At 60.0% G+C, this 19916-nt stretch carries 15 protein-coding genes; 2 read left to right on the top strand and 13 right to left on the bottom strand.

Annotation, left to right across the window (positions count from 1 at the left end; all coding sequences use genetic code 11):
• Positions 1 to 112: 112 nt before the first annotated feature.
• Entirely contained in the window at positions 113 to 523 is a 411-nt protein-coding gene (locus tag L6R21_03870; protein ID MCK6558314.1) for a hypothetical protein, read from the bottom strand.
• Between the two features lie 154 nt (positions 524 to 677).
• On the opposite strand from L6R21_03870, the gene L6R21_03875 reads away from it, so the two are divergent.
• Entirely contained in the window at positions 678 to 1001 is a 324-nt protein-coding gene (locus L6R21_03875; GenBank protein ID MCK6558315.1) for a Bor family protein, read from the top strand.
• A 172-nt stretch (positions 1002 to 1173) separates the two neighbouring features.
• Here the strand turns inward: L6R21_03875 and L6R21_03880 are convergent, their stop codons facing one another.
• Complete coding sequence (locus L6R21_03880) at positions 1174 to 2640, bottom strand: aminotransferase class V-fold PLP-dependent enzyme (GenBank protein MCK6558316.1); 1467 nt, start codon at positions 2638 to 2640, stop codon at positions 1174 to 1176.
• A gap of 210 nt (positions 2641 to 2850) precedes the next feature.
• Here L6R21_03880 and tkt point away from each other — a divergent pair, with 210 nt between their 5' ends.
• Complete coding sequence (gene tkt / locus L6R21_03885; GenBank protein ID MCK6558317.1) at positions 2851 to 4863, top strand: transketolase; 2013 nt, start codon at positions 2851 to 2853, stop codon at positions 4861 to 4863.
• Between the two features lie 250 nt (positions 4864 to 5113).
• Here the strand turns inward: tkt and groL are convergent, their stop codons facing one another.
• The 11 genes from groL to L6R21_03940 all read right to left on the bottom strand — a co-directional run bounded on the left by groL (position 5114) and on the right by L6R21_03940 (position 19707).
• Positions 5114 to 6745: a chaperonin GroEL gene (gene groL, locus L6R21_03890; GenBank protein MCK6558318.1), complete on the bottom strand. Its 1632-nt coding sequence runs from the start codon at positions 6743 to 6745 to the stop codon at positions 5114 to 5116.
• Positions 6746 to 6792: 47 nt separating this feature from the next.
• Positions 6793 to 7077 carry a co-chaperone GroES gene (gene groES, locus L6R21_03895; protein ID MCK6558319.1) on the bottom strand — a complete coding sequence of 95 codons (285 nt, stop codon included), beginning with the start codon at positions 7075 to 7077 and terminating at the stop codon, positions 6793 to 6795.
• Positions 7078 to 7422: 345 nt separating this feature from the next.
• Positions 7423 to 8244, bottom strand: coding sequence for a BtpA/SgcQ family protein (locus L6R21_03900; protein MCK6558320.1), 822 nt, complete (start codon positions 8242 to 8244; stop codon positions 7423 to 7425).
• Positions 8245 to 8443: 199 nt separating this feature from the next.
• On the bottom strand, positions 8444 to 9880 hold the full coding sequence (gene gltX, locus L6R21_03905; protein MCK6558321.1) for a glutamate--tRNA ligase: 1437 nt from the start codon (positions 9878 to 9880) through the stop codon (positions 8444 to 8446).
• A gap of 251 nt (positions 9881 to 10131) precedes the next feature.
• Positions 10132 to 11409 (bottom strand): DNA photolyase, encoded by a 1278-nt coding sequence (locus tag L6R21_03910; protein MCK6558322.1) that lies wholly within the window; start codon positions 11407 to 11409, stop codon positions 10132 to 10134.
• A gap of 301 nt (positions 11410 to 11710) precedes the next feature.
• Positions 11711 to 13972 (bottom strand): SpoIIE family protein phosphatase, encoded by a 2262-nt coding sequence (locus tag L6R21_03915; GenBank protein ID MCK6558323.1) that lies wholly within the window; start codon positions 13970 to 13972, stop codon positions 11711 to 11713.
• Between the two features lie 21 nt (positions 13973 to 13993).
• Positions 13994 to 14422, bottom strand: coding sequence for an ATP-binding protein (locus L6R21_03920; GenBank protein MCK6558324.1), 429 nt, complete (start codon positions 14420 to 14422; stop codon positions 13994 to 13996).
• 212 nt (positions 14423 to 14634) lie between these two features.
• The gene (locus tag L6R21_03925; GenBank protein ID MCK6558325.1) at positions 14635 to 16647 is read right to left on the bottom strand and encodes a hypothetical protein; all 2013 of its coding nucleotides are present in this window, start codon (positions 16645 to 16647) and stop codon (positions 14635 to 14637) included.
• A 252-nt stretch (positions 16648 to 16899) separates the two neighbouring features.
• Positions 16900 to 17604 carry a DUF502 domain-containing protein gene (locus L6R21_03930; GenBank protein ID MCK6558326.1) on the bottom strand — a complete coding sequence of 235 codons (705 nt, stop codon included), beginning with the start codon at positions 17602 to 17604 and terminating at the stop codon, positions 16900 to 16902.
• Entirely contained in the window at positions 17601 to 17951 is a 351-nt protein-coding gene (locus L6R21_03935; protein MCK6558327.1) for a septum formation initiator family protein, read from the bottom strand. Before L6R21_03935 ends, L6R21_03930 begins: the two co-directional genes overlap by 4 nt.
• A 232-nt stretch (positions 17952 to 18183) precedes the next feature.
• Positions 18184 to 19707 (bottom strand): DUF92 domain-containing protein, encoded by a 1524-nt coding sequence (locus L6R21_03940; protein ID MCK6558328.1) that lies wholly within the window; start codon positions 19705 to 19707, stop codon positions 18184 to 18186.
• Positions 19708 to 19916 lie beyond the last annotated feature (209 nt).

The following is a 19916-nucleotide window of genomic DNA, read 5'->3' on the forward strand; positions in this document are numbered from 1 at the left end:
ATGAAGTGGAGAGGGCAAGCCGTGGGGCGGAGCGGGTGCGCATCAAAATAAAAAAGGCCATGAGGAGATGGCCTGTCGTGGCAATTGCGAGATTGAGATTGGAAATACGAATTTAGCGGAACATCGCCTTGATGCTGCCCCAGGTCGCGCGCGCGCTGGAGATCGTGGGGTTGACGTTGATGGTGTTGGAATAAGTGTAGCTGCCGTCGCGATCGATGATCTTGATGCGATAGTAATAAACGCGCAGACTCGATTTGAATACGGTGTTGTCTTCGTAGAGGTAATCGGTTTTCGCGGTCGCGCTGCCCTTGGCATCCAGGGTCGCAATGCGCTCGAACGTCTTGTCATCCAGCCCGCGCTCGATTTCAAAGCCCTTCAAATTGATCTCGGCTTCCGAAGTCCATTTTAGCGTGACTTTGTTGCGCTCAGGCTCGCCGCGGAATTCCGACACCACGCTGCCGGCAAGCAGCGCCGCCGCGCCGCAGGCCATGACCAGCAGAACGAAAAGTATTGATTTTCTCATAAGGACACCTCGCTTCCATGCCGGCAAAAAGATAGGGGTTTATCCGCCAGAGTCAAGGTTTTTTTCGGACTCTTGCTTCTCGCAAAAAACCTGTTATCTTGGCACCCGCATCAAATGCAAGAATCAGACCCAACAACCAAAATCAGGAGGCCTCATGCGAAAACTAATCTTGGTTGCTCTGCTCGCCACTTTTGCCATGGGCTGCTACACCATGAAAGCCGTGGCGCCCGCGGGCCAACAGTTGAGCACGCTGGCGGAAACCGACGGCGCGACCTTCAAGAAGAATGTCCGCGTCTGGTATGCGCTCTGGGGCTTGGCGCCGATTTCCAACAACTCCTCGGCGCAGGTCATTCAAGAGAACAACTTGAAGAACGTGCGCATCACCACCAAGCACACTTTTGTGGATGGCTTGATCGGCGTGGTCACGGGATTGGTGACCATCGTGCCGACGACCATGGTGATCGAAGGCAATCAGTAAGAGCAGCCCCAAGCAGTCTGCCGTTGGCAGCAGGCCGCCACCGGCAGACTCGCACCCGGGCCGCATCGTGGCCGGCAGTTCTCCCTCCTGCCGGCAACGAAGTCGGCCCGCTGCTTTCCCGCCCGACCTTCCCTCCCACTCACGCGGCAGCCTCGCCTTGTGAGGACGCGCCTCAAGATAGAATCTCATCCACGATTTTTTTCACTGAAAACAGTGCAGCATGATCGAAGCGGAAAGTCCGGTGCTGATAGTCGTCATTGGGCGACTGGGTGTACTGCTGCGCATAGAACTCACGGCGGGTGCTGAGGTCGTGCAGTGCCGCAGCCAGGGCGTCCACGTCCTGACGGGTGTTGTAGATGCCGAAACTCGCGCGCACCATGCCTTTGTGCATTTCGGCCAGCACTTCCAATTCCGCATCGGAAAGATCACCGTCTTCGGCGAGACTCCGGCGCACCATCTCGCGCACGTAAGGATGAGCGCAGAAGCATTCGTTGCGCACCGAGATGTTGAAATAGTCATTCAACACTGCGGCGGTGAAGGCATGATGCAGCCCTTTCAGATTGAAGGAAATGGCGCCGGCGCGCTGGCACTGCACGGTGTCGGTTTCGCCGTAGATCAGAATATCCGGCACCGTCGCGAGGCGCTCGAGCGCATAGGCGATCAACTCGTTTTCTTCGGCGGCGAGATAGTCCATCCCCACCTGCTGCAGGGCGTAGAGTGCCGCAGCCAGGCCGATCGCGCCGCTGATGTTGGGCGTACCCGCTTCCTCGCGATGGGGAAAATACGGGGAAACGGTGTAGCGATCGACATAGACCATGTCGACCATGCCGCCGCCCACTTCATCCGGCTCGATGCCGGTGAACACGTCCTGGCGCGCCACCACCACGCCGGGCGAGCCGGGCGCATAGATCTTGTGCCCGGAGAAAGCCAGAATATCGAGATCATCGCGGGTCATGGCGATCGGCACATGCGCCGCCATCTGCGCGGCATCCACCACCATCAACGCGCCGTGGCGGTGCGCCAGCTTCGCCACCTCCTGAATGGGATTGATGATGCCCGTGACGTTCGAGACGCCGGTGAGGGCCACGTAGTTCACGCGCTCGCCGTATTGCTGCAACGCCTCCTCCACCCGCCGCAGATCGACGCAACCCAGCGCGTGTGCCGCCACCTTCGCGGGCACGTGCACCACCTCGCGAAAGTGCTTGCGATGCGGCAGATCGTTGGAGTGATGCTCCATGATCGAAGTGATCACCACGTCGCGCTCCGGCCGCTTGGCCCGCAGGGTACGCGCCACCCGGTTGAGGCCGCCGGTGGCCCCGCTGCCGACAAAAAACGAAGTGTAAATCGCGGGATCGGCTTGCACGAAATCCAGCACCATCTGATGCGCCCATTCATACTCATGCGTGGAAAGCTTGGCGCCAAAATGCAGCACGCTGTGGGTGTTGGAATAGAAGGGTTGAAAGCGGTCCAGCACTTCCTGCACGACTTTCAGGCGCAGCGTGCTCGCCGTGCTGTCGAGATAGATCCGGCGGGTGTGCTCGCCGGTCGCCAGGGTGTAGCAGACGTCCAAACCGATCACTTCCTGCGCCAGCTTGTGCAGCCGCGCGGCGCGCGCCCGCGCCTCGTTTGCATGTGCCATTTCACCGCTCCCGTTGGTACGTGCCTTTCGTTTTTTGGAATGGCGGGAATGTAAGCAAGCCGGAAATCACTCGCAAATCATAGTTCCCGCCGCGTGGGCATGGCCGAGGAGAAGCCCCGCTTGCATCTTGCGGCACGTATTTGTAATTTGCGGCCAATTTTTGGACAACCCGCATATCCGCATCCACTTCCAAGAGAGAAAGATACCACGATGGAGAATCCCGCCCCCCTCGATTTGCTCTGCATCAATACCATCCGCACCCTCGCCATTGACGCCATTCAAAAGGCCAACAGCGGCCATCCCGGCCTGCCCATGGGCGCCGCCGCCATGGCTTATGTGCTGTGGGATCGCTTCCTCAAGCACAACCCGGCGAATCCCCAGTGGCCCGATCGCGACCGCTTCGTGTTGTCGGCGGGGCACGGCTCGATGCTGCTCTACAGCCTGCTTCATCTCACCGGCTATGACCTGCCGCTCGCCGAGCTGCAAAATTTCCGGCAGCTCGGCAGCAAAACGCCCGGCCATCCCGAACACGGCCTCACGCCCGGCGTCGAAACCACCACCGGCCCGCTGGGCCAGGGCTTTGGCAACGGTGTGGGCATGGCTCTGGCGGAAGCCCAACTCGCTGCGGTGTTCAATCGCCCGGGGTTCGAAATCGTGAATCACTTCACCTATGCCATCGTCAGCGACGGCGATTTGATGGAAGGCGTGGCTGCTGAAGCTGCCTCGCTGGCGGGCCACCTGCGTTTGGGCAAACTCATCTATCTTTACGATGACAACCGCATCTCCATCGAAGGCAGCACCGACCTCGCCTTCACCGAGGATCGCGCCCTGCGCTTTGCCGCCTACGGCTGGCACGTGCAGACCTTGAAGGACGGCAATGATTTGCCCGCCATCGAAAAAGCCCTGACCGAGGCGCGCGCTCACACCGACCAGCCCTCACTGATCGTCGTGCGCACGCACATCGGCTATGGCAGCCCCAACAAGCAGGACACGGCGGCCGTGCACGGCGAGCCGTTGGGCAAGGAGGAAGTGGTGCTCACCAAGCGCGCTTATGGCTGGCCTGAAAACGAGCCGTTCTATTTGCCCGAGGCCGCAGTGCAGCACTTTCGCGCGGCGCTGGCGCGCGGCCGGGAAGCTGAAAATGCCTGGCAGCAAAAATTCGCAGAGTATGAAAAGGCTTTCCCCGAGTTGGCGGCGCGCTTCCAACGCGTGCTGGCCGGCGAGTTGCCTGCCGGCTGGGACCAAGACTTTCCGGTTTTTCCCGTGGACGCCAAAGGCATGGCCACACGGGTCGCCAGCGGCAAAGTGTTGAACACCCTCGCCAGCCGCCTGCCGGAATTGATTGGCGGCTCGGCCGATCTCGCGCCCAGCACCAAAACCTTGATCAGTCAGGAGAAGGATTTTGGCCCGGCGCACCGCCTCGGCCGCAATCTGCGCTTCGGCGTGCGCGAGCATGCCATGGGCAGTGTGTGCAACGGCATTGCCCTGCACGGCGGCTTGCGGCCGTACGCCAGCACCTTTCTGGTCTTCTCTGATTACATGCGCCCCGCTATTCGCCTGGCGGCCCTCACCGAGCTGCCGGTGATTTATGTTTTCACCCACGACAGCATCGGCCTCGGCGAAGACGGCCCCACGCATCAACCTGTCGAACATTTTGCCGCGTTGCGCGCCATTCCGAAATTGATCTTCCTGCGGCCCGGCGACGCCAATGAGACCGCTGAGGCCTGGCGTTTCGCGATTCAGCATCGCGAAGGCCCGGTCGCGCTTGCGCTCACCCGGCAGGACGTGCCCACGCTTGACCGCTCGCGCTGTTCCGCCGCTGCCGGCTTGCAGCGCGGGGCTTACATTTTGTGGGAATCAAAGATCGGCACGCCCCAGCTCATCTTGATCGCTTCCGGCAGCGAAGTCTGGCCCACCTGGCAGGCGGCGCAACAACTCAATGAGCGCGGGCTGGCGGTGCGTGTGGTCAGCATGCCCTCGTGGGAGTTGTTCGAGGCGCAGCCGCAAACCTATCGTGACGAAGTTTTGCCGCCGGCCGTGCCGGCGCGGCTGGCCGTCGAGAGCGGCATTGCGCTCGGCTGGCACAAGTATGTCGGGCCGCACGGCGCCACGGTCACCATCGACCACCGCTTTGGCGCCTCGGCACCGGTGGCAGAAGTCATGCAAGCCTACGGCTTCACCGCGGAGAACATCGCGGCGCGCGCCCTGGCGCTGCTGGGCTGAGCGCATTCTCAGACAGGATGAGCGGGATTCACAGGATATTTTGGGATGGGAGGGTTTGCAGCAGGCAAAGCTGTTCCTGCAGAACGAGGCGGTTGAGTTTGACCTACTGGGAGAATTTATCAATTGGGCATGCCGCTCCGTTGCGTGACCATACCCGCTGCGACCTCGCAACAAAAAAGCCGGCTCTCGTGAGAGAGACCGGCTTTTTGTTTTCGAGCGGATTGCCTGGCAGGCGCGGGCCTGCAGGGAATCAATACATGCCGCCACCCATGCCGCCCGGAGGCATCGGCGGGGCTTTCTCCTTTTCGGGCTTCTCGACGACCGTGGCTTCGGTCATGAGCAGCAGGCCCGCCACCGAGGCCGCATTTTCCAGGGCCGTACGCACCACTTTGGTGGGGTCGATCACACCGGCCTTGAACAAATCGGTGAACTGCTCGTTGTCGGCGTCGAAGCCGAAATTCACGTCCTTGCTTTCCTTCACGCGCTGCACCACGATCGAGCCTTCCCAGCCGGCGTTTTCGGCGATCTGGCGGATCGGCTCTTCGATAGCGCGCTTGACGATGTTGACGCCGGTTTGCTCGTCTTCATTGTCCAGCTTGAGCTTGTCGAGCGCGGGAATCGCCCGCACCAGGGCCACACCGCCGCCCGGCACGATGCCTTCCTCCACTGCCGCGCGGGTGGCATGCAACGCATCTTCCACGCGCGCCTTCTTCTCTTTCATCTCGACTTCGGTGGCCGCACCGACGCGCAAGACCGCGACGCCGCCGGCGAGTTTGGCCAGGCGCTCTTGCAGCTTTTCTTTGTCGTAGTCGGAAGTGGTGACTTCGATCTGCTTCTTGATCTGGTTGATCCGGCCCTTGATGTCTTCGGTCTTGCCGGCGCCTTCCACGACCGTGGTGTTGTCTTTGTCGATGGTGATCTTCTTGGCGCGGCCGAGATCGGAAAGCGTGGTATTCTCCAGCTTGAAGCCGGCTTCCTCCGAAATTACCCGGCCGCCGGTCAACACCGCGATGTCTTCCAGCATGGCCTTGCGGCGATCACCGAAGCCCGGGGCCTTCACCGCCGCGACTTTGAGCGTGCCGCGCAGCTTGTTCACCACCAACGTCGCCAGCGCCTCACCTTCCACCTCTTCCGCGATGATCAACAGCGGCCGGCCCATTTGCGCCGTCTTTTCCAGGATCGGCAGCAGGTCCTTCATCGCGCTGATCTTCTTGTCGTGGATCAAAATCATCGCATCTTCGAGCACCGCCTCCATGTTCTCGGGATCGGTCACGAAGTAGGGCGAAATGTAACCGCGGTCAAACTGCATACCCTCGACCACTTCCAGCATGCTTTCGGTGGATTTCGCTTCTTCCACCGTGATCACGCCGTCTTTGCCGACTTTCTCCATCGCTTCGGCGATGTCATTGCCGATGGACTTGTCGTTGTTCGCGGAAATCGAGCCGACTTGCGCGATCTCGGTTTTGCCCGACACCGGCCGGCTGATCTTCTTCACCTCATCGATCACCGTCTTCACTGCCTGCTCGATGCCGCGCTTCAGGTGCATCGGGCTGGCGCCGGCGGTGACGTTCTTCAAGCCTTCCGCGAAAATCGCCTGGGCCAACACCGTGGCGGTGGTGGTGCCGTCACCGGCATTGTCGCTGGTCTTGGAGGCGACTTCCTTCACCATCTGGGCGCCCATGTTCTCTACCGGGTCTTCCAGCTCGATTTCCTTGGCCACGGTGACGCCGTCTTTGGTCACCGTCGGCGAGCCGAATTTCTTGTCGATGACGACGTTGCGGCCCTTGGGGCCCAGCGTGACCTTCACCGCATTGGCGAGCGCGTCCACACCGCGCTTGAGCGCAGCGCGCGCATCCATGCTGTATGTGATGATCTTTGCCATAGTCCGAGTTCTCCTTAATCAAAGTTTTGTGGGTTTCCTGCAGCAAATCACAACACGGCCAGAATATCGCTTTCGCGCATGATCAGATAATCTTTGCCATCGACCGATACTTCCGTGCCGGAGTATTTGCCGTACAGCACTTTGTCGCCCTTCTTCACTTCCATGGCCATCTTTTGGCCCGAGTCCGAGATTTTGCCCGGCCCAACTGCCACCACCTCACCCTGCATCGGCTTCTCTTTCGCGGTGTCGGGGATGATAATCCCACCAACCTTCTTCTCTTCCTGGTCAAGTGGCTTGATCACGACGCGATCAGCCAACGGTTTGATTGTCATTGCAGTACCTCCTTGGAAATAAGGTCCAGTTGAAACGGTAGTTTTTCTGAATTCCTGTTAGCACTCATAGTCTACGAGTGCCAAGAGCAGGCTCCAATTTAAAATTCTCGACTTAAATGTCAAGTGGATTGTTGGCAATCTATGTGACAAATTGACAAGGGGCCGGGAGTAGGGATCGAGGAAATGTCGAAAAGTCTATTTTGAAGAAACGGAGGGCTGAAGGGAGTTGCGTAGTCTATGTTACAAATCAAAAAAAGACAATATTTTCAGCCATGTGCCTGTGGGCGAGATTATCTGGACTCTCAACAAACTCCGTGTTTCCGCGGTGAATCTGACCTCGTCAAGTCAACTGGCCTCTGCCTGCCGGCCACGGCAGGCCTGCACCAACGCCGCCGCCCGTTGCGGATCTATGCGCTGGTGAATCTGCCCGCCCAGTTTGATCGAGCTGCCCACGATGGCACCCTCGGCATGGCGCAGCAGCTCGGCTGCGTTGCCGGCCTGCAAACCGCTGCCAATCAAAACCGGCCGCGGCCCGGCCGCCTGTTTGACCGCCCGCAGAAATTCGAAGTCCACTTCCTTGCCGCTGCCGCTGCCGGAAACGATCAGTGCCTCGCAGCCGGCGCGTTCATAGAATTCCTCCACCTCCTGCGCCAAATCGCGCGCGACCAGCGGCGCCGCATGCTTCACGCGAATATCCGCAAAGATTTGAATCTGCTCCGCGCCCAGGCGCTTACGTTCACGCAACAACAGATGCGCTTTGCCGGTGAGCAAGCCCTGATCGGTCACCACGGTGCCGGCCAGCACGTTCACGCGAATGAATTGCAGCCGCGCCGCCGCCGCAATCGCCAACGCTGAGAGCGCATCGTTGCGCAAAACGTTCACGCCCACCGGCAAGCCGCAACTCGCTTTGACGCGATCGGCGACAATCGCCATTGCTGCCACAGTTTCGGCCGGAACGTGATCGGGGAAATAGGGGAAATCGCCGAGGTTTTCGATCATGAGGCCGGAGAAGCCGCAGTCTTGCAGGATTTTCGCATCGTGCAGTGCGGCGGTGATCACCTCGTCGAAAGCAACGGCATGCGGGCTGCCCGGCAGGCCGGGAAGATGCACCATGCCGAGCAGAACTGGCACCTGAGGAAAGAGAGATTGCAGAGTGTTGTCGTTCACCTGTTGGCGTTTGCAGTCGTGCCTGATGAGTTTTGACCATCAAAATCGGTAACCCCGATCTGTTCGGCCACGGCTTGGCCGTGGCCTTCACTCTTGTCAAGCCACGGCCAAGCCGTGGCTGAACATTGCCGAACCTGAATATCAAAACTCATTAGGCACCCGACTTGAGGAATCTTTCAGAAAACCCACCTGCCCCACATTACTCCACCAACTGCAGGATGCGTTTGCGCACCTCTTGCTTTCCCAGAATCTCGACGATGGTCGCCAAATCCGGGCCGTGGAGATTGCCGGTGAGCGCCACGCGGATCGGCATCCACAAGTCCTTGCCCATCACCCCGGTTTCCTTGTTGACGACTTTCATCATCTTGCGAAAGCTGTCCGCGGTCAGGGTTTCCTGCAACTCGAGCTGCCGCAGAAAAGACCAGAACACTTTCTCGGACGCTTCGGTTTGCGCCAGCGCGATGGCCGGGCCTTCGGTGATGCGCACGCGCTCGACAAAAAAGAACTCCAGCTTCTCCACCACCTGTTCGAGATATTCCAGGCTCTCCTGAATCAACGCCAGCATGCGTTGCAGCACGCCGGTCTCGGGCAGTTTGAAGCCCGCCTTTTGCAGAAACGGCATACTGGCCTGCAGTAACTGCTCGGGGCTGAGTTTGCGCAGATAAACGCCGTTCATCCAGTTCAACTTGACGGTGTCGAACACTGCCGGCGATTTGTTGAGGCGGGTGAAATCGAATTCCTGCACCAACTGTTCGATCGCAAGTATTTCCTCGCCGGAGGGCGAAGACCAGCTCAGCAGGCTGAGGAAATTGATCATCGCCGCGGGCAAATAGCCTTTGTTGGCGAATTGATCGAGCGAAGTCGCGCCGTGCCGCTTGGAAAGGCGGCTGCGATCCTCGCCGAGAATCATGGGGATGTGGCAGAATTGCGGCAGGCTCCAGCCGAAAGCTTCGTAGAGTGCCACCTGCTTGGGTGTGTTGATGACGTGATCATCCCCGCGAATCACGTGTGAGATTTGCATGAGATGATCATCGATCACGCACGCGAAGTTGTAGGTCGGCAAACCGCCGGAGCGCACGATCACAAAATCGCCGAAGGCATTTTCGGGGAATTGCAGCTCGCCGCGCGCCAAATCCACGAACGAAAACGGCCGCGCCGGCACGTGAAACCGGAGGGCCGGGGCAATGCCGCGGTCGCGCAATTCCTGCTGCTGCGCCGGCGTGAGCGAACGGCATTTGCCGCTGTAGCGATATTGGCCGCCTTCGTTCTTCATGGCCTCGCGCTCGGCTTCGAGATCTTCCTCGCGGCAAAAGCAGTAGTAAGCTTTTTGCGCGGCGACGAGTTGCACGGCATACTCTTGATAAAGCACCAACCGCTCCGACTGCCGGTAGGGTCCGAACGCGCCGCCGGTTTCTGGACCTTCGTCCCAGTCCAGGCCGAGCCAACGCAGGTCTTCATAGATGGAATTTTCAGACTCGGTGGTGGAGCGTTCGGCATCGGTGTCTTCGATGCGCAGGATGAAGGTTCCGCCGGTGTGCCGGGCATAGAGCCAGTTCAAGATCGCGGCGCGGGCGTTGCCGATATGCAAATGCCCCGTGGGGCTGGGGGCGAATCTGACACGAACGGAGGAATTCATGTGGTCACGAGGGGGATTGCTTGATGCCTGATGCTTGATGATCTTGATTTCTCGGGTTGAAATTTAAGAGAGAATGGGAGAAAAGCAAGCTTGTAGTAGCACCTTTAGGCGCCGTTCGTAGTGGCGCCTAAAGGCGCGCAACGCCAGGGTGTCTTCTCAAACTGTGACTTTGGAGAATTGCACATCACTGGCGGTTGTACACGTGACGCAAGGCACGGCCCCTGAAGGGGCTACTACGAACGAAGGGGCGACTACAAACGCATCGTCCTTCGGCCAAACTCCGCCTCAAACGTTTCGTTATCCGGATAAACATAACCAAAGCTCTGCTCCCAAATCCCCGCCTTTTCCATACACAGATAAAAAAACACCTGATCATGCCAGGGCGCAAACACCTGATACATCCGCTGGAACATCGCCACTTTGAGTTCATCCGGATAAGTCAGCTTGCCGTGCGGGTCCGGCACCATTTCCATTTGCGAAATTTTGGTGGCATGGCCCAGCACGCGCATTTTCTGCAGCACTGGCTTGATCAGCGTCACCGAGCCGAAGGAGATGAAGCGGACTTCTGCCGGGTCAAAACGCTGCAGCAGCTCCGCCGCAATCGCGGGGTAATCTTGCTGCCATTGGTCGTAATACACCATCGGGTGAAAATGAAACGCCACGCCCATGCCGCGCTCCGCCACCTGCCGCGCCGCTGCCAGCCGTTTTTCCAAACTCGCCGTGAAATGTTCCTCGTTGGCAATGATGGTCGGCGTGTTCAGCGACCAACTGATCACGAGGTTGGTGGGAGCTTCCGTTTCGAGAAAATAGCGAATGTTGTCGGACTTGGTTTTGAGCTCCAGCAGAATGCTGGGATGATCCGCGGCGAAGCGGCACAGGGCATCGAGAATGCCGTGGCGATTGCCCCAGGCCAGTGAATCCGAAGACTGGCCGGTGCCGATGTGATAAAAGCGGCCCGGCTCCAGCTCCAGCGCGGCGAGCTTTTCCGCAAAGCGCTCGTCGAACACGATTTCGTCGCTGTAGAAAGTCTGAATCGAACAATAGGAACAACCAAAGATGCAGTTTTCCACGGCGTCGATCGTGTGCAGGTTGCAGCACACGGTTTTCTCCGAGGCCACCGGACACATGCCGAAAATGGTTTTGTCGGAATCCTTCACCGTGATCAGGCTTTTCTCGCGCTGCTTGGGCCGCGTCAGCGGAATGAGCGGATAAGTTTTGGGCGCCTGCCGCAGCGCCGCCAGCTCGGCCTGAAGCGCCGGCAGCAAGTGTTTTTTGAGCTGACCGTTGCGGCCGCTGGATTCAGCAGCCCGCTTCTGCCACCAGGTTGCGAAATCGCCTTCGCCCCACATGCTCAAGTCACGGCAGGCCTCCACCACCTGGCGGAATTCCTGGAACGTGAAGCGCTGCTCGAACGCGAGCCTTTGCAGGAACTCCTGCTGGCGCGGTGGCAATTGTTCAAAAAGCGTTTTGCCGGCGAAGTTGGCAAATTTGGCGGTGTAGTCAAAACGCGTTGTGGTTGTGGACTTCATGCTTTGGTGATGACGTTTGTAGTAACGTTGTGTAGTAACGTTCGTAGTTACGCCTTTAGGCGTCCACGCGTAATGTGGACATTCAGGTTTGATTCTCAAAGATGCTCACAAGCTCTGTCATGCGTACTCCTTGCGCAAGGTTTGGCCACTGAAGGGGCTACTACAAAAAACGTTCGTCGTAACGCCTTTTGGCGTCCACGTGAGAGGAATCCATCATGAGCAAATTCTCCAGGAGGTTCTCAAATACTGTGATGCGTACTCGTCGCGCAAGGCTCGGCCCCTGAAGGGGCTACTACGAACCTCATTTCATCCGCACCACCACCAAGGTCAAATCATCAGCCTGCGGCATGTCGCCGGTGAATTGCAGCACCGCCTCGTAGATACGATTGCGCAAGCCCTCGGCGGAGTCATGGCGGCCGGCCTTGATCACTTCAAACAGGCGATCCTTGCCGAACTCCTGCAGGTTTTGATTCACCGCTTCGCTGACACCATCGGTGTAGAACACGATGGCGTCGCCCGCCTCGAGCCCAATAATGTGCTCGTGATAGTCGGCATCTTCGCACACGCCGACGATCAAGTCCGACAGGCAGAATTCCACCAACAGGCCGTCGCGCCGCACCAGCACGGGATAGTTGTGCCCGGCATTGGTGTAGGCCAGACGATTCTCCGCCGGCGAAAGCACGGCATAGCAAAAGGTGGCATATTTCTCGGGCGTGGTGGCGCGCGTGATCTGGGCATTCAGATTCTCCACCACTTCCCCGGGATGAAAGCTGCGGCCGGCCGTGGCGCGAAACACCGCCAGCAGGTTCGACATCAGAATCGCGCCGGGCACGCCCTTGCCCGCCACGTCCCCGATCGCCACGCCCATGGCGCCGGCGGGCAGCTCGACGAAATCATACAAATCGCCGCCGACTTCGAGCGAGGGCAGGTTGATCGCGGAAATGTCGAAGTGCGGGGAATCCGGCAACTGGCGCGGCAGCAGCATGCGCTGAATCTCGCGCGCCACGTTCAGTTCTTCATCGATGCGCTGCTTCGCCAGTTTCTCCTGATACAGCCGGGCGTTCTCGATGGCGATGGTGGCCTGGTTGGAGAGCAGGGTGAGCAGCGTCATGTCTTCATACGAAAACGGCTGCTGCGACTGCTTCGCGCCGACCGAGAGAATGCCGACCAGCTCGCCGTGACGCGAGAGCGGCAGCAGCAGCTTGGGCCGCAGCCGGCCGAGTGCCTCCCGCTCGCGCGCGTCGGTCACCTGCGGCTGCACGTCTTCGGAATAGACCGGCGATTCCATGCGCGCCAGCAGCGGCACGAACTGGCCGTCGCGGCGGAAGCGCACCTCGGTGTGAATGACATCGCTGCGGGTTTCGTCGGGCCGGCCGTTGGCGGCAACCACGGTGGTGAAGGCGGCCTGCTGTTCGTCTTCCAAAAAAAGATACACGCTTTCCGCGCCCAGCGCCTGGCGCAGCGAGTGCGTGACCTTCTCCTGCAATTGTTTGAGGTTCATCACGCTCAGCATCTCGCGGCTGAGGCGTTGCAGGAAATTCTGATAATCGGGCGCGGCGCTGAGAAACCAGCGCTCCACCAAACTCTCGATCAAACTGAGCAGCGGTTGAAACGCGATGACCGCAATCAACAAGAAAATGACTTCGACGAGCGGCAGGTTCAGCCCCAGCACCGAATTCACCGCGCTCTTGGCTTTATTGTAGATCAGCAAATAGGCGCCGACCAGCAAGCCGGAGGTGGCGGAATAGACGAAGCTGCGGCGGATGATGAAGCGGACGTCGAGAAATTGATAGCGAATAATGGCCCAGGCCAGCGTGCCGGCTCCGATGAGCAGGCAGGCGATCGTCAGCACATAAGTCAGCTCGCGCTCCACCTGAAACGGAAAGATCTTGGGCAGCAAAAACGCGGTGGCATAGAGCGCCAGGCTGGCCAGGATGCCCCACATCACCCAGCGGGTCTGCGCGCGCACGCGCGGGTTTTTCAGGCGCTGGTAGCTGTGCTGCATGAAGGCGACCGCGGCCAGTACGTAGAGAATGTTGAGCGCGGCGAAATGCGTTTCGTGATGCGCCGCCGCCAACTCCAGCAGGCTGAGCATGGCCTGCAGCAGAATTTTGAGCGGCTGCAGCAGCGCCGGCCAGTTCTGGGTCAAGCCCAGCAGTTGGCGCAGGGCCGGCAATCGGGAGGGATCGGGCAGCGCAAACGAAAGCAGCAAATGAAACGCATGTGGCACGAACAACAGCACCGGCAGCCGCGGATGCGCCTTGAGCACGTGATGCTCGACCGGAAACACCAGGCTGAACAGCACGAGCTGGGGAAAGAAGAACTCCCACAGATTGTACAGGCGATTGAGAAAGGTGAAATCAACCTCGGCCGGCGAGCCGGCTTGCTGCAGCAGCAAGCCGAAAGCGCCCAGGATCGGCCCTAGGCCGGCAAGAAACAGCATGATGGCGGTGATGCGATTGAGCCGCCGCGTGCTGTCTTCGCGAAAGATGAGAAATCCCAGCAGGAACAAGACCGCGCCGCACACCAGATAGATGAGCTGGGCGAAAAAGGAGAGATTCATGCGCGCATTCCCAGCCGGGCGTCATTGCTTTTTGCGTTTGATCATGGTGGTTTCCGTGCCGCCGCGGGTGAAATCGAAATGGACTTCGTCCATCAGCGAGCGCACGATGAACACGCCGCGGCCGCTTTCGCGCAGCAGGTTTTCGGGATCGAGCGGGTTGCTCAAGTGATCGGGATTGAAGCCCGGGCCTTCATCACGAATCACCACCCGCACCTCGCCGGCGCTGGCAGTGATGTCCACGAACACCTTCTTCCGGGGATCGCGCTTGTTGCCATGATTGATGGCGTTGTTGCCGATTTCAGTCACTGCAATCGCCAGGCTGTCACGCTCCTCCTCGGTAAAGCCGGCGAGCCGCGAGGCCTTTTCGGCAAGCCGCTCGATCTCATGAATCAAATCCGGTTGATCACTCGTGGCCACCAGGTTGTAGGTGGTGTTCTTTCCGTGCGCCATGTTTGCTATCCAGATTGAGGTTCAAGGCAAACGGCTGTGCTGCACTGTTTCCCGGGATGGTCGACTTCTCGGCATCACATGATCGGGCCGGCGGCGCCGTGGCCGCCGTGAAGCAGGCATCCTCCCTGGCGATGGCAAACGGCCATTCCTGGCCTGGTGATTTGGTTGATGAATCGCGTGCCACTGGTTTCACGATCCGCTCGCACCGCGCCTCACAAGGCCCATTGCAGCGTCAGGCTGAGCGTGTCGATGTGCTGATCCGGCGCCGGCGGCTGGTTGGCGCGCAGGCGGCGGCTGATTTGCCGGCGGGCGGTGAGCAGCACAAGCGTATGCGGTGGCCGCCAGTAACTGATCACCACGCCCGGCGTGACGATGATCTGGGCGTAGCTGAACTGTTGTTGATAGCCGCTGCCCTGGCTGCGTCGCCGGAATGTCCAGGCGTCTTCGCGATAGTAGCTCGCGCTCGGCGTGCAGGAAAAGCCCGGCGCCAGCTCGTGCCGGAAAGTAAGCAAGGCAAAGTGCCGATGCAAGCTCGTTTGCGGACTTTGCAGCCAGCGCTCCCAGTCCAGTGTGCCGCGCTCTTCCAGGGTGAATTTGTATTGCAGCCCGAGTTGCGTGGCGCGAGTGAGGGCGGCGGTGAGCGAATCGGCAATCACAAAATCGCGGAACACCAGGCTGCGGCGCCGCGCCACGGTCTCCGGAAAGTCGTAGTCGATGTACGTCGCGCGCACGCCAAAGCCCTGATGCAGCGTCACGCCCTCGACCGGCGCGATCACGAGCTGCGGCAGCAGTTGCAGAATGCGAATCCAGCGATTGTCCGCCGAAAGATTGCGCTTGAGATAAACCTGATGCTCGAGATAGCTGCGCGCCTCCCAACGCAGCCGCAAACCGGGATGAAAGCGGCGCTCGTACAGCACATTCGCCTGAAATTGCACGCGGTCATAATCATCCGGATTTTCGAGATTGGCGGTGTTGTGCGCGTGGCGGGTGGCGCGGCCATACCAGCGCAGCGAGTCGCGGCTGCTGATCCGCCACTGCAGCCGGTGGCCAAGCGCCAAATCCCAATCATCCGCATCGAAGCCCTCGCGCGGAAAGCGCCGCAGAAACGGACTGGCGCGCAGCGAATCGGGAATCTCGAACGTGCGATTGCGCGATTCGTAGGCAAAGGTAAGTTCGTTCGCCAGGCCGTCACGCTGCCACAACAGCAAGCCTTGATGGAAGGATTCAAAATTGCGCTCTTGAAAGCGGCCATTGATGCGGCCGGCCAGCGCCACCGGCTCCACCCAGCGCCGCGTGCCGGTGAGGTTGGTTTCGCTTAGCTCGGTGCGCAATTGCAGCAGGCCGCCGGCAAAACGGTACAGCAGGCGATTTTCCAGGCTGCGGCGGTTGCGATCGAGGCCGTCGACCTGCAGCGTGGTGTCGGCGAAATAGTTGTCGCGGCGCAAGTGGCTGAAGCGCACGAACAGAGAATCGGAGGTTTGGCCTTCGAACTGGCGCGACACGCCGTAGGTGAGATTCAAATCATCGTTACGGCGGTCGGGCGTGTCATCGCGCTGGCCGGCAGCCTCGAATTGATGCACGTAGTCATTCCAGGAAACCGGCGCCAGTGCAATCCTGGCTTCGACATGCGGGCCATATTCGCGGCGGTTGAGCAAATCTTCCCAGCGATAGCCCACTCCGGGGGTGAGGCGCAAGCGTTGCGCCAGCGTCAACTCGTTGCGCACCGTCAGGCGGTGCAGGCTGAAGTCATTGTTGCGGGAAGTGGCGGCGCGATTGGTGAAATCATCGCGGAAGACGCGCGAACTGGCCTCAGTCTCCAGCCGCCAAACCGGCAGCAGCGGCCGCGACAGCCGCACGCCGGCGAATTGATCATCCTTCCAAATGTCCCCGCGCGCCTGCTGTTGCAGAGTTGAATTGAAATTTTCAAAGAGCTCGAGTTGCCAGCGGGAGGCCAGCGTCTTCTGAAAGTTGAGCTGCGTCTGCCAGGTGTAGATTTCGATATCGTGCCCGAACTGGGTCAGACTGGTGAGCGGCCGTGCGGACGTGGGCGCCAAGCGTGAAAATTGCGCGGTGGCGGAATCCGGCTGCGTGGGCGTTTCCGGGCCCGGCAGATCCTGGCCATATCCAGTGCCGCACCAGGACAGGCCGCCGGCCAGCAGCACAGTGCGGACAAAGGTATTGTTTAGTGTCCGTTCGAAAACGCCCCCGCCCGGGCGCTTCTTCATGTACTGGAACAATTTCAATCCGGCTGGTGCACGCTGCAGGGGCAAGCGCCCGGGCGGTTGCTTCATTGCTGGACAGACACGTTTTAGAGGCCGCATCACAATTGTCGCCTGCCAGGGAGAATTCCCTTCTTGCAAGTTGATCGGCTGCAAATCTCGGCTGGCGTGCCGCGCTTTCCAGTTGCCCGAGCCTGCCCCTGGAAAATGCCGCCGCGCGGCGATCGGCTTGGCCGCATGCGCCGGGCAGGTGCCAACTCACTCCGGCTTGGGCGTCAGGGATTCCAGGTGATCGCGCGTCAGCATCATGTGCTTGGAAGTCCGGGCCTTGGGCGCCACCGTGCCGTAGGAAATCAACATGTGGATGGCATCTTCCACCGGCATTTCCAACTCGATGACTTCGCTTTTGGGATAAAACATCAAGAAGCCGCCGGTGGGGTTGGGAGGATTGGGAATGAACACGCACACAATCTCGCGCTGCAGTGCCTCCTGAATTTCCCCGCGAATTTCGCGAATGTAGAAGCCCAGCCGCCAGGTATTGGGGTTTGGGTAGGGCACCAACACGGTCTTTTTGAAAGACTGGTGCTGCTCGCCGAAGAGCGCCTGGCTGAGCTGTTGCACCGTGCCGTAGATGCGGCGGATGATGGGAATGCGGGTGACGGCGCGATTGCCGAATTCCACCAGCTTGTTGCCGAAGTAGCTGCGCGCCGCCATGCCGGTACCCAAAATCAACAGCAGCAGCGCGATCATTCCCACCCCGGGGAAGGTGAACGTCACGCCGAACGTCTGGCGCAGGATGACGAAGATTTCATCTTTGAGAATGCCGTCGATCGCCTTGAACAGCTCGAAAATGATGTAGACGGTCAGGCTGATCGGCACCAACACCAGCAGGCCGGTGAGAAAATAGCCCCGCAAGCGGGCGGCAAACTTGTGCTCGGGCGAGGGCAGCAACGAGGCGGTCATGGCTGCTTCTTGTCCTCCTTGGCCGCCGGCTGTTTCACGATGGTGTAGATGGTCTCTCCCGGTTTGCCCATCTGAAAGCGTTCGCGCGCGATTTTCTCGATGTAGGTGGTGTCATGCTGCAGGAGATGAATCACCTGTTTGAGGCTGTCCTGCGTGGCCTGCAGCGTGGTGAGGTCCTGCTGCAGAGAGTTGTGGCGCTGTTTCAGCCGCCAGAGTTGAATCAGCCCGGAGCTGCCGCCGAAATAGGTGTAGGCGAGGTAAAGCAAGATGCCGCAGAGCAGCCAGGAGGCTTTGTGCCACAGCTTGCTGCGGCGGCCGGCGGGTTTGGCGAAAAAGTGGGAGGTCATGTTCATCGCGTTCGCTGGGGTTCTAATTCAGCAACAGCATTCTGGCCTGACTCTGTCACAGGCACCACTGAAACGCGGCAGCGGTCGAGAATTCTGCGCGATCGCACTCTGCCAGTTCCGCGACTTTGCAGTGATTCTCGGAAGTTGACACTGCCAGACGAAGCTGCCGAGCTTCAAGATGGAACGAGAAAAATACACCTCCACCGCGGGAGGCGCAATGATCGCTCTTCAGTTACTGCAACACCGGCGTGGCCAACAACACCGCCAACACGCCGCACAGCGCGCAGACGCCGTTGACCACGTCATTATCCACCCAATGCCAGCCCGAATGCGGCTGGCGTTCGGCACCGCAGCATTCGCCCCGCTTCTCGCTGATTTTGCCGCAGGTGGGGCAGATGCGCTGCGCTTGAATCGTTGCGCCCAGCAGGCTGTCGAAAAGATGCGCCAGCACGCCCGCCAGCGTAATGAAAGCAATGCCGGAGAAACCAAAGCGCTGCCCCGGCTCGCCGAACTGCAGCGCGGCGCCGAGCATGGCAATGGTGAAAGCACCGAGGCCGGCGCCGAACAGTCCCAGTCCAGAAATCGCGCCCGAAGTGCCGGCGGCTACGGTTTGCAGCGTGGTAATCAAGCGCGGCGGCCGGCGCGAGAGCAGGCCGATCTCAGTGGCCCAGGTATCCGCGGTGACTGCGGCGACCGCGCCCAGAAACAGCGAGTACCACAGCGGTTGCGGATCAAGATACCACAGAACCACCAGCAGGCCGGGCACGCCGCCGTTGGCCACCACCTGGCCGAAATCGCGGCGATGACCTTTTTGAAAAGCACGGCTGGCCGCGCGCTTGCGCCGGGCACCGAAGCGCGAAAGCAGGCTGGACAACACGAAAAACGCCAACAGCGGCAGACTGAAGGCCCACCCTCCCCAGCCGAACACCACCGCGCCGAGCACGAACGTGGCAAGGGCGCCGCTGAGATCCAAAAAGCGCACACGGTAGGAGACGGCCGCCACCGCCAGCGCTAGAATCTCGCCGGTGAAGAATTGCACAATCGCAGTCCAGGGCGCGTGCAGATAGAAGTAGGCCATCACCGCACCCAGCAGCGGCACCGTGAGATTATCCGAACCGCGCCAGGACAGGGCCTCCGCGGCCGTGGCCAGCAGGCTGATGCCCACGGCAGCGAGCAGTGCGCGCGCCAACTCCGGCGCCGGGCCGAGCAGCGGTGCGATCCACGCGAAGCCGGCCCACACCAGCAACAGAGAACTGAAGAACATCGTCACCGAACCCTGCAAGCTCTTGCGGTCGCTGTTGAGGGGCAGCATGATCGGTTTGGCCGCAGCCTCGCCGGCGAGCGCCGCGCAGAAATCCGCGATGCCGAGCAGACTCATTCCCACCCACAGGGCAGTGACCTCGCGCTGCCAAAACAGCAAGATCAACAGAAAGAAAGAGAGTGGATAGAAGACGGTGCCGTAGGTTTTGCGCCCGGTGGCGTGAATGCCCGCAAAGCGGCCGGTCCGCAGCGCCAGCGCATTCAAGAGCACAAACAACGCCGCCATCACCAACAAGAGAATGGGCGTCGCAAAGAGGAAAGGAGAAATGAGAACGGCAACCCCGCTGAGCACATGCACCAATTTGCGCGTGCGTTCCGCCGATACCGCATGCGCCCGTTGCATCCAATTGGCGAAAGCGATCAAACCGAACAGCGCAAGCAAAAAGAAGGCGAAGATCAGCCAATCACGTAGCGGGGGGAAGTGCAAGTCGGGCATGCGCTCTCATCAGGATTGAATTCAGTGGCCGCTATTTACCGATTTTTCGTTTGAAAGTCAAGGACAAGCTCCCGGCGTTTGCCCGGTCGCGCGGCGGTCCCGGCAGGCAGCGCGCAAAATGTCTTTACAATCTCCTCGAATCTGCTTATCTCCTGCAGCGCTGTTGCCCTGCGGCTTCTGCGAGAATTTGAAACCTCGCCACCGCGGCG

This window comes from bacterium (assembly GCA_023150945.1).
Classification (GTDB): domain Bacteria; phylum Zhuqueibacterota; class Zhuqueibacteria; order Zhuqueibacterales; family Zhuqueibacteraceae; genus Coneutiohabitans.